At 68.5% G+C, this 14,229-nt stretch carries 16 protein-coding genes; 8 read left to right on the top strand and 8 right to left on the bottom strand.

From position 1 onward, the window contains the following. Positions 1 to 47 precede the first annotated feature (47 nt). Positions 48 to 422 carry a DUF1304 domain-containing protein gene (locus AC04MD_RS10615; RefSeq protein WP_475497246.1) on the top strand — a complete coding sequence of 125 codons (375 nt, stop codon included), beginning with the start codon at positions 48 to 50 and terminating at the stop codon, positions 420 to 422. Positions 423 to 441: 19 nt separating this feature from the next. On the opposite strand, the gene AC04MD_RS10610 is transcribed toward AC04MD_RS10615, so the two are convergent. The 4 genes from AC04MD_RS10610 to AC04MD_RS10595 form a co-directional block, all read right to left on the bottom strand. Beyond that, a complete protein-coding gene (locus AC04MD_RS10610) occupies positions 442 to 810 on the bottom strand; it encodes a hypothetical protein (protein ID WP_475497245.1) in 369 nt (122 codons plus the stop codon). A gap of 1 nt (position 811) precedes the next feature. Then, the gene (locus AC04MD_RS10605) at positions 812 to 1,291 is read right to left on the bottom strand and encodes a hotdog fold domain-containing protein (protein WP_475497244.1); all 480 of its coding nucleotides are present in this window, start codon (positions 1,289 to 1,291) and stop codon (positions 812 to 814) included. A 161-nt stretch (positions 1,292 to 1,452) separates the two neighbouring features. Beyond that, a complete protein-coding gene (locus AC04MD_RS10600; RefSeq protein ID WP_475497243.1) occupies positions 1,453 to 3,930 on the bottom strand; it encodes an acyl-CoA dehydrogenase in 2,478 nt (825 codons plus the stop codon). Then, entirely contained in the window at positions 3,927 to 4,889 is a 963-nt protein-coding gene (locus AC04MD_RS10595; RefSeq protein WP_475497242.1) for an alpha/beta fold hydrolase, read from the bottom strand. Before AC04MD_RS10595 ends, AC04MD_RS10600 begins: the two co-directional genes overlap by 4 nt. 145 nt (positions 4,890 to 5,034) lie before the next feature. Here AC04MD_RS10595 and AC04MD_RS10590 point away from each other — a divergent pair, with 145 nt between their 5' ends. Then, complete coding sequence (locus AC04MD_RS10590; protein WP_475497241.1) at positions 5,035 to 5,634, top strand: TetR/AcrR family transcriptional regulator; 600 nt, start codon at positions 5,035 to 5,037, stop codon at positions 5,632 to 5,634. 20 nt (positions 5,635 to 5,654) lie between these two features. Beyond that, on the top strand, positions 5,655 to 6,074 hold the full coding sequence (locus AC04MD_RS10585) for a hypothetical protein (RefSeq protein ID WP_475497240.1): 420 nt from the start codon (positions 5,655 to 5,657) through the stop codon (positions 6,072 to 6,074). Positions 6,075 to 6,191: 117 nt separating this feature from the next. Here AC04MD_RS10585 and AC04MD_RS10580 read toward each other — a convergent pair whose 3' ends face one another. The 4 genes from AC04MD_RS10580 to AC04MD_RS10565 all read right to left on the bottom strand — a co-directional run bounded on the left by AC04MD_RS10580 (position 6,192) and on the right by AC04MD_RS10565 (position 8,351). Next, entirely contained in the window at positions 6,192 to 6,635 is a 444-nt protein-coding gene (locus tag AC04MD_RS10580) for a hypothetical protein (protein WP_475497239.1), read from the bottom strand. Between the two features lie 85 nt (positions 6,636 to 6,720). Beyond that, positions 6,721 to 7,077, bottom strand: a complete 357-nt coding sequence (locus AC04MD_RS10575) for a hypothetical protein (protein WP_475497238.1) — start codon at positions 7,075 to 7,077, stop codon at positions 6,721 to 6,723. Positions 7,078 to 7,083: 6 nt separating this feature from the next. Continuing rightward, complete coding sequence (locus tag AC04MD_RS10570) at positions 7,084 to 7,899, bottom strand: DUF2145 domain-containing protein (RefSeq protein WP_475497237.1); 816 nt, start codon at positions 7,897 to 7,899, stop codon at positions 7,084 to 7,086. A 5-nt stretch (positions 7,900 to 7,904) separates the two neighbouring features. Beyond that, positions 7,905 to 8,351, bottom strand: a complete 447-nt coding sequence (locus tag AC04MD_RS10565) for a hypothetical protein (RefSeq protein ID WP_475497236.1) — start codon at positions 8,349 to 8,351, stop codon at positions 7,905 to 7,907. A 109-nt stretch (positions 8,352 to 8,460) separates the two neighbouring features. Here AC04MD_RS10565 and AC04MD_RS10560 point away from each other — a divergent pair, with 109 nt between their 5' ends. The 5 genes from AC04MD_RS10560 to AC04MD_RS10540 all read left to right on the top strand — a co-directional run bounded on the left by AC04MD_RS10560 (position 8,461) and on the right by AC04MD_RS10540 (position 14,180). Next, a complete protein-coding gene (locus tag AC04MD_RS10560; protein ID WP_475497235.1) occupies positions 8,461 to 9,204 on the top strand; it encodes a helix-turn-helix domain-containing protein in 744 nt (247 codons plus the stop codon). Between the two features lie 839 nt (positions 9,205 to 10,043). Continuing rightward, positions 10,044 to 11,834, top strand: a complete 1,791-nt coding sequence (locus AC04MD_RS10555; RefSeq protein WP_475497234.1) for a phosphoenolpyruvate carboxykinase (GTP) — start codon at positions 10,044 to 10,046, stop codon at positions 11,832 to 11,834. A 380-nt stretch (positions 11,835 to 12,214) separates the two neighbouring features. Further along, positions 12,215 to 12,793 carry an RNA polymerase sigma factor gene (locus tag AC04MD_RS10550; protein WP_475497233.1) on the top strand — a complete coding sequence of 193 codons (579 nt, stop codon included), beginning with the start codon at positions 12,215 to 12,217 and terminating at the stop codon, positions 12,791 to 12,793. Beyond that, on the top strand, positions 12,790 to 13,275 hold the full coding sequence (locus AC04MD_RS10545; RefSeq protein ID WP_475497232.1) for a hypothetical protein: 486 nt from the start codon (positions 12,790 to 12,792) through the stop codon (positions 13,273 to 13,275). Before AC04MD_RS10550 ends, AC04MD_RS10545 begins: the two co-directional genes overlap by 4 nt. Positions 13,276 to 13,286: 11 nt before the next feature. Continuing rightward, complete coding sequence (locus AC04MD_RS10540) at positions 13,287 to 14,180, top strand: DUF4097 family beta strand repeat-containing protein (protein WP_475497231.1); 894 nt, start codon at positions 13,287 to 13,289, stop codon at positions 14,178 to 14,180. Positions 14,181 to 14,229: the final 49 nt, after the last annotated feature.

The raw sequence follows: 14,229 nt of genomic DNA, 5'->3' as shown, positions 1-14,229 counted from the left end.
CACGCGGGTTAACGCTATGCTGCCCGCCACACGAGGGGGAGAGGGGAATGGATCTGATCGCGACGGGACTGGTGGTGCTGGTGGCACTGCTGCACGGCTACTTCCTGGTCCTGGAGATGTTCCTCTGGACCAAACCGCTGGGCCTGAAGACCTTCCGAAACACGCCGGAGAAGGCCGAGACCACCCGCGTGCTGGCCGCCAATCAGGGCCTCTACAACGGCTTCCTTGCCGCCGGCCTGATCTGGGGCCTGGTCACGGCGCAGTGGAACGTCGTGGTCTTCTTCCTGCTCTGCGTGATCGTGGCGGCGCTCTACGGCGCGTGGAGCGTCAACAAGCGCATCTTCTTCGTGCAGGGCGTGCCGGCGATCGCCGCGCTGGCGGCAGTGCTGTTCGTATCGATGATGGGCGCCGTCTCGCGCTGAGTGCGCGACCGGGCGAGGCTCAGCGCGTCGCCCACGCCAGCAGCAGTCCGCCCGAGGCGAACAGCACCAGCCAGGACAGGTGGCGGCCGCGCGTGATGACCAGCGGCAGCAGGCCGGAGATGCCGAGCGTGATCGCGAGAATGAGCGCGATGCGGCGTCCGCCGGCATCCGGCAGGCTTTCCAGCTGCAGCACGACCGCCGCCAGTCCCCACGCGATCACCGTGGTCAGGTGCCAGGCGAAGCGCAGGGTGCGCGTGGTGAACGCGGTGCCGCCGAACAGTTTCGGCAGGTCGGGCCGGCGAAACAGGCGGATGAGCAGGTAGCGCTCGCCCAGCACCGAATGCGCCAGGCCGAGCAGGATCATCAGCGTGGCCGCGGCGACCAGCATGTCAGCCGTCTTTCCGCGGACGCGGCGACACCCACATGTCGATGCGGGCGCGGAATACCGGTTCGCCCTGCGCGTTGCTGACGACCACGTCCATCGGCAGGTCGTAGCCCTCGGCCGACTCGCGCGGCTCGAACGCCGGCGTGGCGACCGCGTGCATGGTGCCGACCGCCTTCTTCAGGTACTCGACCGTCATGCCCTTCGGAATCCAGCGCATCGCGCGCGGGATGCTGACGTCGGTGGTCAGGCCGCCGACGAACTCGGCCAGGTTGCACAGCGCGATCGCGTGCACCGTGCCCAGGTGGTTGGTGACCGAACGGCGATGCTTGATCGTCGCCTCGCCGCGGCCGGGCTCCAGCCGCGTCATGCGCGGACCGATGCTGGCGAAGTAGGGCGCCTTGAAGCAGATCAGGCGCGAGAACAGCCAGTGACCGAGCGGTTTGCGGCTCAGGTTGCGGTAGATCTTCAGGACATCGGCGCTCATTCGAGGCTTCCGTATGTGCCCCTTCCCCTGCTTGCGGGGGAAGGTCGGGATGGGGGCGAGCGGAGACGGTGAAGGCAGGTCATTGCAATCCGCAGGAGGGCTGGCTTCGGTCGCCCCCACCCCAGCCCTCCCCCGCAGGCGGGGGAGGGGGCGGAATCGCGTCAGGCCGCTTCGCGCGGCTGGCGCTTGTGCTGCGGCAGGTCGTAGAAGCTGGCCGCGCGCAGTTCGTGGGTGTCGAAGTCGTCCACGGTGATCGTGTCCAGCGTGAGCGCGCGCAGCTCTTCCAGCAGCTTGCGCTCGTCGGCGGTGATCCAGCCTTCGCGCACGCCCTCGTCGAGTTGCGCGTTGTAGTCCAGCGCTTCGATGTCCTTGGTCTTCAGTGCCTTGAGGAACTTGCGCTCGACCGGCTCGGCGGCGACGGCGGTGGCCAGGTAGCTGTCGATGCGGCCGCCCGGGTTGTTCTCGCACGGGGTCAGGAACACGCCCTGGCCCAGGCGGTCGCGCGCTTCGTTCGGCGCCATCAGCAGCATCGCGACGCGATGGCTCAGGCGGTCGCCCGGGGCCACGGCGCGACGGCCGAACGGGAACACCACCGGCCACAGCAGCCAGCCCAGCGGCTTGATCGGGAAGTTGCGCAGCGCCTGCGACAGCGCCAGCTCGATCTCGTACGCGCTGTTATGGAAGGCCCAGGCCAGCAGCGGCTTGTCGGCTTCCGGCGTGCCGTCGTCGTGGTGGCGCTTGAGCACCGCGCTCATCATGTAGAGGTGGCTCAGCACGTCGCCCAGGCGGCCCGACAGCGATTCCTTGAACTTCAGCTTGCCGCCCAGCGCACCCAGCGAGATATCGGTCAGCAGCGCCAGGTTGGCGGCGTAGCGGTCGAGCTTGCGGAAGAACTTCTTCGTGTAAGCGTCGCCCGGCGCCGCGCCGATCTTCGAACCGGTGATGCCGAACCAGAACGAGCGCACGGCGTTGGAGATCGCGCCGCCGATGTGCGGGTACAGCACCGCGTCCAGCTGGTGGATGCCGGCCTTGGTGTCCGGATCCTGCGCCGCGCGCATTTCCTTGATGATGTACGGATGGCACAGGATCGATCCCTGGCCGAAGATCAGCAGGCTGCGCGTCATGATGTTCGCGCCTTCCACCGTGATGGCGATCGGCGAGGCCTGCCACGCGCGGCCGGCGAAGTTGCGCGGGCCCAGGATGATGCCCTTGCCGCCGACGATGTCCATCACGTCCTTGGCGACGTCGCGGCCCATGTTGGTGCAGTGGTACTTGGCGATGGCCGACGGCACCGACGGCACATCGCCGCGGTCCACGGCCGCCGCGGTGGCCTGCGACAGCGCGCTGATCGCATAGGCCTTGCCGCCGATGCGGGCCAGCGCCTCTTCCACACCCTCGAAGCGACCGACCGACAGGCCGAACTGCTTGCGGATGCGCGCATACGCACCGGTGACGCGCGCGCCGGCCTTGGCGCCGCCGCTGGCGGTCGAAGGCAGGGTGATCGAGCGGCCCACGGCGAGGCATTCGTTGAGCATGTTCCAGCCCTTGCCGGCCATCTCCACGCCGCCGATCAGCTGGCTGAGCGGGATGAACACGTCCTTGCCGTGGATGGGGCCGTTCTGGAACGGCGAGTTGAGCGGGAAGTGGCGGCGGCCGACGTCCACGCCGGGCGTCTCGCGCGGCAGCAGCGCCAGCGTGATGCCGATGTCGCGGGTGTCGCCGATCAGGCCGTCCGGGTCGTACATGCGGAACGCCAGGCCGATGATCGTGGCGACCGGCGCCAGCGTGATGTAGCGCTTGTCGAAGGTCAGGCGGATGCCGAGCACGTTGGCGCCGTTCCACTCGCCCTTGCAGACGATGCCGTAGTCCGGGATCGACGTCGCATCGGAACCGGCGAACGGACCGGTCAGGCCGAAGCAGGGCACTTCCTGGCCGATCGCCAGGCGCGGCAGGTAGTAGTCCTTCTGTTCCTGCGTGCCGTAGTGGTTGAGCAGTTCACCCGGACCCAGCGAGTTGGGCACGCCGACGGTGGAGCTGACCACGCTGCTGACCGAGGCGATCTTCTGGATCACCTTGTGGTGCGCGAGCGCGGAGAAGCCCAGGCCGCCGTACTGCTTCGGGATGATCATGCCGAAGAACTTGTTCTTCTTGATGTAGTCCCACAGCTCCGGCGGCAGGTCGGCGTGGATGTGGGTAATTTCCCAGTCGTTGGTCATCCGGCACAGCTCTTCCACCGGGCCGTCGAGGAAAGCCTGTTCTTCGGCGGAGAGTTGCGGCTTCGGATACGCCAGCAGCTTGTTCCAGTCCGGGTCGCCGGTGAACAGGTCGCCTTCGAAGCCGACCGAGCCGGTTTCCAGCGCGATGCGCTCGGTCTGCGACAGCGGCGGCAGCGCGCGGCGCAGGAAGCCCAGCGCCGGCGCGGTGATCAGCGGCTTGCGGATCGCCGGGATCAGCAGCGGCACCGCGACCGCCACCACGACCAGCGCCGCGACGACGGTGGCGGTGGGATTGGCGCCCAGCAGCCAGCACGCGACCAGCAGGCAGGCGGTGATCGCCGCCCAGTAGGCGAGCCGGATCCGGTGGTAGGCGGCGAACGCGCCCGCCAGCAGGAAGGCGAGGAAGGGGATGACGATGCTCATGGCGTTGTGGCTCCGGACACGGATTCGGTTACATCGGATTCGGCATTGCCGGGCGCGGCCGAGAGGCCTGCCAGGTATTCCAGCACGGTGGCGGTAAATGCGTCGTTGTCGTCGCCGGCCACCATGTGCGTGGCCTGCGGCAGGTGCACGTGGCGCGCATGCGGCACCAGCGTCTTGAATTCCTCGACGGTCTTCTCTGAGACCAGGTCGCTGCGGCCGCCGCTGATCAGCAGCACCGGGCACTGCACCCGGCGCGCCGCTTCGGCGATCGCATCCTGGTGCTGCGCGCTGTCGCGCGCCAGTTCGTCCACCAGGCGCGGATCCCAGTGCCAGCGCCAGCGCCCGTCGGCGCCTTCGCGTAGCAGCTCGCGCAGGTCGTCGGCGGATTTGCGCGTGCGGCGCTGCGGCTGGTACGCGGCGATGGTGTCGGCGGCGTGGTCGAGCGAATCGAAGCCGTCGGGGAAGGCGGTCATGAAGGCGAGGATGCGCTGCAGGCCCGCGGGCTCCCAGCGCGGGGTGATGTCGACCAGCACCATCGCGCGGAACAGGCCGGGCCAGCGCGATTCGGCGATCAGCCCGAACAGCCCGCCCATCGAGGCGCCGACCAGGATCGGTGGCTCCGGCTGTTCGCCGGCCACCACGATCAGGTCGTCGGCGAACTGGTCGCCGGTGTAGGGCAGGTCGGCGGCATTGCGGTCCGACTCGCCATGGCCGCGCGCGTCGTACGCCAGCCCGCCGTAGCCCTGCGCGGCCATCAGCTCGCCGGTGCGGTTCCAGGCACCGCCGGTCTGGCCGAAGCCATGCGCATAGATCAGGGCGGGATGCCCCTGCAGCGCGCGCGGCGACGGGAAGCGGCGGATCGCCAGTGCGACATCACCCTGTCCATGCCGCACGCGATCCGATCCGGCGTCGATGACGCTGGAAGAGCTCGCGAAGGCAGAAGAGGTACGTATCACCATACGGGCTAGTATGGGTTGTCGCATTTAGAGCAGTCAATCGGTTTGCCATTCGTGTTTCACATGCAACCGATTGATTTGTCTTTGCTTGTTGTGCGGCGCAGCATACATACCGCTACACACCTCGGCGTATGGTTAAATGCGGACCATGAGCACACCCAGTCCTGAAACGCCCGCCAACCCCCCTACCCGCAACGCGCGTCTCAGCGCGGATGACTGGGCGCAGGCCGCGCTTGACCTGATCGCGGAGCAGGGCGTCTCGGCGGTCGCGGTGGAACCGCTGGCGCGCCGGCTGGGGGTCACCAAGGGCAGTTTCTACTGGCATTTCCCGTCCCGCGACGCGCTGCTGCAGGCGGCGCTGGAGCGCTGGGAAGTAGGCGAGCAGGAGAACATCTTCGGCAGTCTGGAGAAGGTCGCCGATCCGCGCGAGCGCCTGCGCGCGCTGTTCCAGCTGGTCGGCCATGAAGTCAAGCCTCACATCATCTACAGCGAACTGCTGAAGGCGCTGGACCATCCGGCCGTGCAGCCGGTGATCGACCGCATTTCCCAACGCCGGCTCGACTATCTGGTGGCGATGTTCCGCCAGGCGGGACTGCAGCGCACAGACGCCACCCATCGTGCGCGCCTGGCCTATGCGGCCTACGTGGGCTTCCTGCAGCTGTCGTTGCAGCTGCAGCAGCCGCGCATGACGTCGGACGAGTTCGAGACCTACCTCGAGCACGTCATCTCGACGCTGATTCCCGACTGACGGATCGCGCGACGCCACGCATGGATCGCCGCCCGCGCGCGCTGTCGTTGTATGGCTTGTGTCTGGCGACGGTACTGATGCTCGCGGCGACGGTGTACGTCAGCCTGGATTCCCGTTACTACTTCTTCTACGACGACGCACGGCGTGCTGCCTGGGAGTGGAATCCGGCGGGCGTGCTGTCGATGCTTGCCATCATCGCGCTGGAAGCCGGCCTGATGGCCGCCGTCATCGCACCCAGGCGTCCTGCTGCACTGTGGCTGCGCGCCATGCTCGCGTTGCTGCCCATGCTGCCGTGGGCGCTCATGTCCAGCATGTACGTCATGCACGCGCCAGGCTATGTGCTGCTGCACCTGCTCTGGTGCTGGCTGCTGGTGCTATTGCTTGCGGTGATGCTGGTGGTATCCGCGAGCGCGGATCTGTGGCGCCGCTGGAGGGCGTGAGCCTCCATCCCGTATCGTGGGGCGGGCCTGGGCCGACCGCGCGTGATCTCCGTCGGGACGGGCGAGAAGCCAGCACACTGGGCTGTGCGTCGAGGCACCATCCACTTGCACGACGCCTCAGGTGTCATCCGGGATGTCGCTCTGGGTAACGCCCCAGTTCTCGTCTTTCCAGTAGGTAAGCGACATGCCGTCGGCAACGCAGAGCACGATAGCGCCGCCTGGCCGATCCCATTCTTCGCAGCCGTCCAGCGCGTTGCGCCGCGTGGGTTCGCCGAAGCGTGCTTTGCATGCGCTGGAAACACGCGTCGCTTCCTGTTCCGTCAGCGTCGGAACAAACCGGAACGCCAACTGGTTGACTGCGCGGTCACCGATGCCGACCCAGAGGTTTCCGGGAAGTCCGAGCACCCTCGCCGTGCGATCAGAACACGACACATCGCACAGCATCTCCGGATACTGCTGCCGAAGCTCGGTATAGCCAAGCCCGATACGGGCGCCGGCCAGATCGAACGTGTCATCCGGTGCGGCGGCGAGGGACAGCGCGAACAATGCTTCGATGATCATGACGCCTCCGGCGACGTTCGGTTGTATCGGAAGGGTGAGGCATGGATCTTGGTGCCGATCCGTGGCGTACGCGCCGCATGCGTCGTCATTCGGGTAGGCCCGGGAAAAGTCCCCAGAACGCGATCGCCACAAGGCAGCTCCATGCCAGAGCCTGCAACGGCGCACGTGACGCCCATTGCGGACGGGTGATGCCGAGTGCGATCCGGCCCGCGAACACGAGGGCGGTAGATGCGCCCAGCAGCGGCAGCTCGAGCAGGTTCGAAAGCGACTTGTCGCGTCCGTCGACAGAGGTCAGGCCCACCCAGACGAGGTAGGGCGCCAGCACCTGCAGCGCATCGGCGACCTGCAGACGCACGCGCCGGAAGACGAACGCCCAAGGCAGCGCGCCAACGACCAGTGCCGGGATCGCGAACAACGCATAGAGGGCGAACAGCTCAGTCATCGGAGGTCACGCCGGCCCCATCGCCCGCTGCCGCAGGCCGCTCCGCCACTCCCGCTGCTCGCGCACATACCCGCTGCGCTCCAGCCAGCGGAAGATCGAGCGCACCGTAACGACCGGGTAGTCGCCGGACAGGCGCGTGCCGACGGAGTGATCGGTGAAATCGGTGTTGGCGGAGAACAGCCCGCCCAGCACGCGCTTGGAGTACGCGATATGCACCGTGTCCGGCACGAAGCCGTCGCCGCGCGCGAACGCGTAGGCGCTGCGGCGGTCGTAGATGCCGCGGTCGGCGAGGGCGGCGGCCATCACTTCCACGATCCACGCGGTGGAGTTCTGGTAGTCCTCGCTGCCGGGTCGGGCGATCAGGTTGTAGCGCGGGTGGTGCAGGCTGTGGCGCGGCATCTGCCGCAGGCGCTGCGCGAGACGGTCGGCGACGTCGGGTGCGAACCAGACGATGCGCAGGTCCTGGTTCACCAGATCGTCGGCGAAGAAGTTCACCAGCCCCTGCGCATACAGGCCGGAGCGGTCGCTGCCGCATTCGTTGAGCAGGTGCACGACGGTCCAGCGCCCGTGTGCGTGGTCGCGCACCGCGAAGCCGGCATGGCTGTAGACCAGCCCCTGTTTCGACAGGTCGGTGCCGACGCGCGCGATCAGCGCGACCGGCGCGTTCACCTCGTCCAGCTGCTGCGCGGCCAGCAAGGCGGTGCGCGCGGCCTCGGCCACCTTGTACGGCGGCATCTCCAGTTGCTTGCAGGCATCGCCCCCGCGTGCCGTCCCTGGCAACACGAGGGCGATGACGAGGCACAGCACCGCGAGCGCGCGCATCGCGCTCAGCCGCCGTAGCGGTGGCTGTGGATATGCGGACGTGCGGCGTCGTTGGCGATGAAGCACAACGCCTCGCCGGCCGCGCTGAGGATCCAGCCGGTCGACACCGCCGCGACGCTGATCGCCGTGCCGATCGCGATGCCGAGCCGCTTGATCGCTTCCGCACTCAGGTAGACCACGAACGAGGCCGCGCCCACCACGCCCGCCGCCGCGACGGACACTGTCACCGCGACGCTGCCGGCGACCACCGCCACCCCGGTGACCACCGCCGAGGCACCGTGGCCCAGCGCGTGGATCACGGCGACGGGGACTTCGATGGACGCTTCCAGGCTGGCCTGCGACATGCGGCTGGCGCCGTCGGATTGCGCTGCGGCCTGCGCCGGCAGGGTCAGGCCGCCGGACAGCGCGGTGGCCAGGGCGAGGGTCAGCGAGCGGGCGATCAGGCGGGTCATGGCACGGTCTCCGGGGTCGGCCGCACCATGGGCGCGGCCGGCGGCGGTGTTCAACCGGCATCGACGAGGTAAGCTCCGGCGCAACAACGGGTATAGGAATCCGCTACCGATGGCCGTCTCCGTCGACCTGATCGATGCCCTGAAGCGCTGCCTGCGCGCGCAGAACCTGACCTACCGCGAACTCGCCACGCGCATCCGCATGAGCGAGGCGGCGGTGAAGCGCATGTTCTCGCGGCGCGCCATGAGCCTGCAGCGGCTGGAGCAGATCTGCGAGGTGCTCGATGTCGGCCTGGCCGAGCTGAGCGCCGAGGCCTCGCGCGGGCGCAAGGCGATGGCGCTGCTCAGCGAGGCGCAGGAGCAGGCGCTGGTCGACGAACCCACCCTGCTGCTGGCGCTGTTCCTGACCCTCAACCGCTGGCGGCAGGACGATGTGATGGGGCACTTCGGCTTCACCCCGGCGCAGTGGACCGGGCTGCTGGTGAAGCTGGACCGGCTGGGCATCATCGAACTGATGCCCGGCAACCGCGGCCGCGCGCTGACCGCGCGCAACTTCCGCTGGCGCGCCGACGGGCCGATGGAGCGCTACTTCCGCCACACGCTGCTGACCGACTACTTCGCCGATCCCTTCGATGGCGAACAGGACGCGCTGCTGCTGCTCAGCGGCAGCCTGAGCGTCGACGGCATCAAGCAGCTGCGGCAGCGGCTGGAGGAAGTGGCGCGCGAGTTCGATGCGCTGCTCGCGCGTGACGCGACGCTGCCGGCGGAGGATCGGGTGGGCGTCAGCCTGGTGCTGGCGCAGAAACCTTGGTTGTTGCAGCTGTTCAATCCCTATCGGCGCTCGCGGGGCGCCTGATTGCCGCGGGTAGATCGGGCTCGGCATGCCGAGAATCGAGCCCGGAAGGCCATCGATGGGGCAAAAAGGGCCATCGATCGGGCAAAACGCGTCATCGATCGAGCTCGACGGGCCATCGATCGAGCAAAGAGCCCCATCGATCGCCTTCTGTGCTCCATCGGAATGGCTTTCCGAGCCCCATCGGTGGGACTTTCTGCTCCATCGATGGCGTCCAGTGCTCCATGCATGGCGCCCCGAGCTCCATCGATCGCTTTCCGAGCCCGATCGATGGCTTTCCGGGCTCGATCGATGGCCCTTTTTGCTCCATCGATGGGGCTCTGCGCCTTGCGAATCGGGCTGCGAAGGCCATCGAAGGCTTCTTGCCCCCTCACCCCAACCCTCTCCCCCGCAGGCAGGGGAGAGGGAGCGATACGCCTTTCCTCCTCTCCCCCGCTGGCGAGGGAGAGGATGCCGAAGGCAGGTGAGGGGGTGAGCGGAGGCCGTAGCGCCCATGCGTCCACGGCCTCGCCACTCCCTCGGTCCGTCACCCCAGCCCTCTCCCCCGCAGGCAGGGGAGAGGGAGCGATATGCCTTTCCTCCTCTCCCCCGCTGGCGAGGGAGAGGATGCCGAAGGCAGGTGAGGGGGGAGCGGAGCCCGTAGCGCCAGTGCGTCCGGAGCCTCGCCGCCTTTCTTGGCCCCCTCACCCCAGCCCTCTCCCCCGCACGCGGGGGAGAGGGGGGGGGGCGACCACCGGCCTCCTCCCGCCTTAGCCTGACCGCCAGCCGACCCCGGGCGCGTTCTCCTCGTCTGAAGGACAAGACATTGGTATCATTTTGGTCTCACTTTTCGAGGGTGGCGCATGAACGCAGCGGTCGATGTTTTCAAACGCAACGATTTTCCGGGCAGTTCGCTGGACGCGTTGAATGCCTGGGTTGCGGAGGTCGCCGCGCTCACCCAGCCCGATCACATCCACTGGTGCGATGGCAGCGATGCCGAGAACGCGCTGCTGACGAAGCAGATGCTGGCCGACGGCACGCTGCTGCCGCTGAACCCCGAAACCCACCCGCACAGCTGGCTGCATCGCTCCAGCCCGAGCGACGTGGCGCGCGTGGAGCACCTGACCTTCGTCTGCACGCCGCAGCAGGAAGACGCCGGCCCCAACAACCACTGGATGGCCCCCGCCGAGGCGCACGCGAAGATGGACGCGCTGTTCGCCGGCTGCATGCGCGAACGCACGCTGTACGTGATTCCCTACTGCATGGGCCCGATCGATTCGCCGCTGTCGCGCTGCGGCGTGGAGATCACCGATTCGCCGTACGTGGTGGCGAACATGCGCCTGATGACCCGCATGGGCGCCGCGGCGCTGGCGCGCATCGAGCGCGAGGGAACGTTCGTACGTGGCCTGCACTCCACCGGCGAGCTGGACCCCGACCGCCGCTTCATCATGCATTTCCCCGACGAGCTGACCATCAAGAGCTTCGGCTCCGGTTACGGCGGCAATGCGCTGCTGGGCAAGAAGTGCCACGCACTGCGCATCGCCTCGCACCAGGCGCGCAGTGAAGGCTGGCTGGCCGAGCACATGCTGATCGTCGGCATCGAGAACCCGCAGGGCGAGACGCACTACATCGCCGCCGCGTTCCCGTCGGCCTGCGGCAAGACCAACCTGGCCATGCTGATTCCGCCGGAAGGCTATCGCCAGGCCGGCTGGAAGGTGTGGACCGTCGGCGACGACATCTGCTGGATGCGCCCGGGCGCCGACGGCCGTCTGTACGCGATCAACCCGGAAGCCGGCTTCTTCGGCGTGGCGCCGGGCACCTCGGACAGTTCCAACCCCAACGCGCTGGCCACCATCAGCCACCACACCATCTTCACCAACGTCGCCGTGACCGACGAGCAGGAGCCGTGGTGGGAAGGCCTGGATTCGCGCACGCCGGCACTGGACTGGCAGGGCCGTCCGTACGACGCCGCCAACGGCCCGGCCGCGCATCCGAACTCGCGCTTCACCGTGTCGGCCAGACAGTGTCCCAGCTACTCGCCGCGCGCGGAAGACCCGCAGGGCGTGCCGATCAGCGCCATCGTGTTCGGCGGCCGCCGCGCCTCGCTGGTGCCGCTGGTGTTCGAAGCGCGCGACTGGACGCACGGCGTGCTGGTCGGCGCGGCGATGGGCTCGGAAACCACCGCCGCCGCTACCGGCGCGGTCGGCGTGATGCGCCGCGACCCGATGGCGATGAAGCCGTTCTGCGGCTACAACTTCGCCGACTACTTCGCGCACTGGCTCTCGTTCGATGGCGCCAACGCGAAGCTGCCGAAAATCTTCCACGTGAACTGGTTCCGCAAGGGCGGCAACGGCACGTTCCTGTGGCCGGGCTTCGGCGAGAACCTGCGCGTGCTGGAGTGGATGATCCAGCGCGTCGAAGGCAAGGCCGACGCGGTGGAGACCCCGATCGGTCACCTGCCGCGGGCCGAGGACCTCAACCTGGACGGTGTGGCGCTGAGCGATGAGGCGCACGAGCTGCTGTTCGGCTTCGACCGCGCCGGCTGGCAGGCCGAGTTCGCCAGCATCGGCGACTACCTGGAGGAATTCGGCGCCCGCACCCCGCAGGCGCTGAAGGACGAACAGCAGCGCATCGCCGCTCGCCTGGCGCACTGATTCCCCGCCTCGCGCATTCCTTTCCTGCGCAAGCCCCGCCGCGTCCACCCCGGATGCCGCGGGGCTTTTTCTTTGAGCGGTCGAGAGCGCTGCGAGCCCCTCTCCCTGCGGGAGAGGGGTTGGGGAGAGGGCCAAGGGAGTGGGGTTTGCGGGCCGCCGTGCTCTTGCAAGGAGCGCAGCGCGGATGTTGCGGGTGCCCGTACGTGCAGGATCGGTGGACGTCGCCGACCCTCACCCCAACCCCTCTCCCGGTGGGAGAGGGGCTCTGTCCGTGCGCGGCTCGCATCATTGCTGCGGAATGAGGCCACGCCCGAGAAAAAAGTCCGGCGCCTCTAAACCCCTGCGCACCTCCCCGCATCCTAGTCAGTATGCTGAATGCCGTGATCGACCCTTTCTCCGACAGCCTCGCCCCCGAGGACACCGCCGCCCAGGACACCGCCCTGGCGCGTTCGGCCGCCGGTGGCGACATGCGGGCCTTCGAGGCGCTGTACCGGCGCCACGCGAGCCGCATCCATGGCGTCATCCAGCGCCTGGTGGGCCACCACGGCGTACGGGCGGAGGACCTGACGCAGGAGGCGTTCGTGCGGGCCTGGCAGGCGTTGCCGGCGTTCCGCTTCGAAAGCGCCTTCAGTACCTGGTTGCACCGCCTCGCGGTGAACACCGCGCTGATGGAACTGCGCGGCCGCCGCAACGGACCGCGCTTCGACGATGACGAGGACGCGCTGGACGGGCTGGGCCTGGCCGACAGCGCAGGGCAGGGCACCGCCCTGTCGATGGACCTGGAACGCGCGGTGGCCACGCTGCCGCCCCGCGCCCGCGCCGTACTGGTCCTGTACGACGTGGAAGGCTGGAAGCATGAAGAGATCGCCGCCGAACTGGGCATGGCGGTCGGCAGTTCGAAAGCCCAGTTGCACCGCGCGCGGCACCTGCTGCGCGAGCGTCTAGGAGCACACGCATGACCCCCAACGATCCCACTCCGTTGTCCGACGACGCACTGCGCTGGCAGTTGCGTGCCCTGCGCCAGGACGTGCCGCCGTCGCGCGACCTGTGGCCGGACATCGCCGCGAAGCTGGCGGCGGCGCCCGCACCGGCGGTCGCCACGGAGCTGCGCCATCGCCGCGTGGCGCCGTTCGCCCTGGCCGCGTCCGTGCTGCTGGCCGTCACGGTGACCTGGCAGCTGCAGCGTGCGCCCGAAGGCGATGCGCTGATCCAGCGCGAAGCCGCCGCGATGACGCGCGACTACACCGGCGCCCTGGCGCAGATGGATGCGCAGGCCAAGGCCTCGCCCGACTACGCCCCGGCGCTGCATGCGCTGGACCAGAGCGCCGCCGAGATCCGCCACGCCATCGCCACCGATCCCCAGGCGCGCTTCCTGCTGGAACAACTGCGCCGCACCTACGCCCGACGCCTGGCATTGACCCAGCGCGCGGTCATGACCTGAGGAGTTTCCCCATGCGTACATCGTCCTTCTCGCTGCTGCTGGCCACTGCACTGCTGGCCCCCTCCGCCCTGGCGCAGACCGCCATCAACGAGACGCGCCCGCTGGATGCGCGCGGCCGCGTCGACATCAGCAACGTCAGCGGCCGCATCGAAGTGCGCGGCTGGGAACGCAATGAAGTCCAGATCACCGGGACGCTGGGCAAGGGCGTGGAGCGCCTCGACATCGACGGCTCGCGCGAGCAGCTCGACATCGAGGTGCGCTACCCCAAGAGCAACTGGGGCGGCAACCGCGCCGGCCCGACCAATCTGGTGGTGATGGTGCCGGTGCGCGCGGACCTGGACATCGAGTCCGTGGCCGCCAACGTGGATGTCAGCGGCGTGGCCTCCGGTGAGCTCTCGATCAGCAGCGTCAGCGGCAGCGTCGTCGCGGCGGCCGCACCGCGCAAGGCGGACATCGAAACGGTCAGCGGCAGCGCCAACCTGACGCTCAACAGCGAGGACGTGGACGTCAGCACGGTCAGCGGGTCCATCGTGCTGCGCGGCCGCCTGAATGGCAACATCGATGCGGAAACCGTCTCCGGCCGCATCGAAGTGGTCGTCAACGGCGAGCGCGTGCGCGACCTCAGCGCCAGCACCGTCAGCGGCAGCGCCACCGTCACCACCGCACTGGCCCCGGCCGGCGAGATCAGCATGGAGTCCGTCAGCGGCAGCCTGCTGCTGCGCCTGCCCAGGGACGTGTCCGCGCAGGTCAGCGGCGAGAGCTTCAGCGGCAGCCTCAAGGCCACCGGCGTGACCATCGAGAAGCGCCGCGGTCCCGGTGCCACCTTCTCCACCACCTACGGCAGCGGCAGCGGCCGGGTGAGCGTGGAGACGTTCTCGGGCAGCGCGGAAGTGCGGCTGGAGTAAGCGCATCGGCGGCGCCGCGATGTCCCGTATCATCGACGCGTTACCCGAT

The organism is Pseudoxanthomonas sp. LjRoot206 (assembly GCF_056175725.1).
Note: the sequence above shows the minus strand (reverse complement) of the source record. Positions and strands in the feature narration are given on the sequence as shown.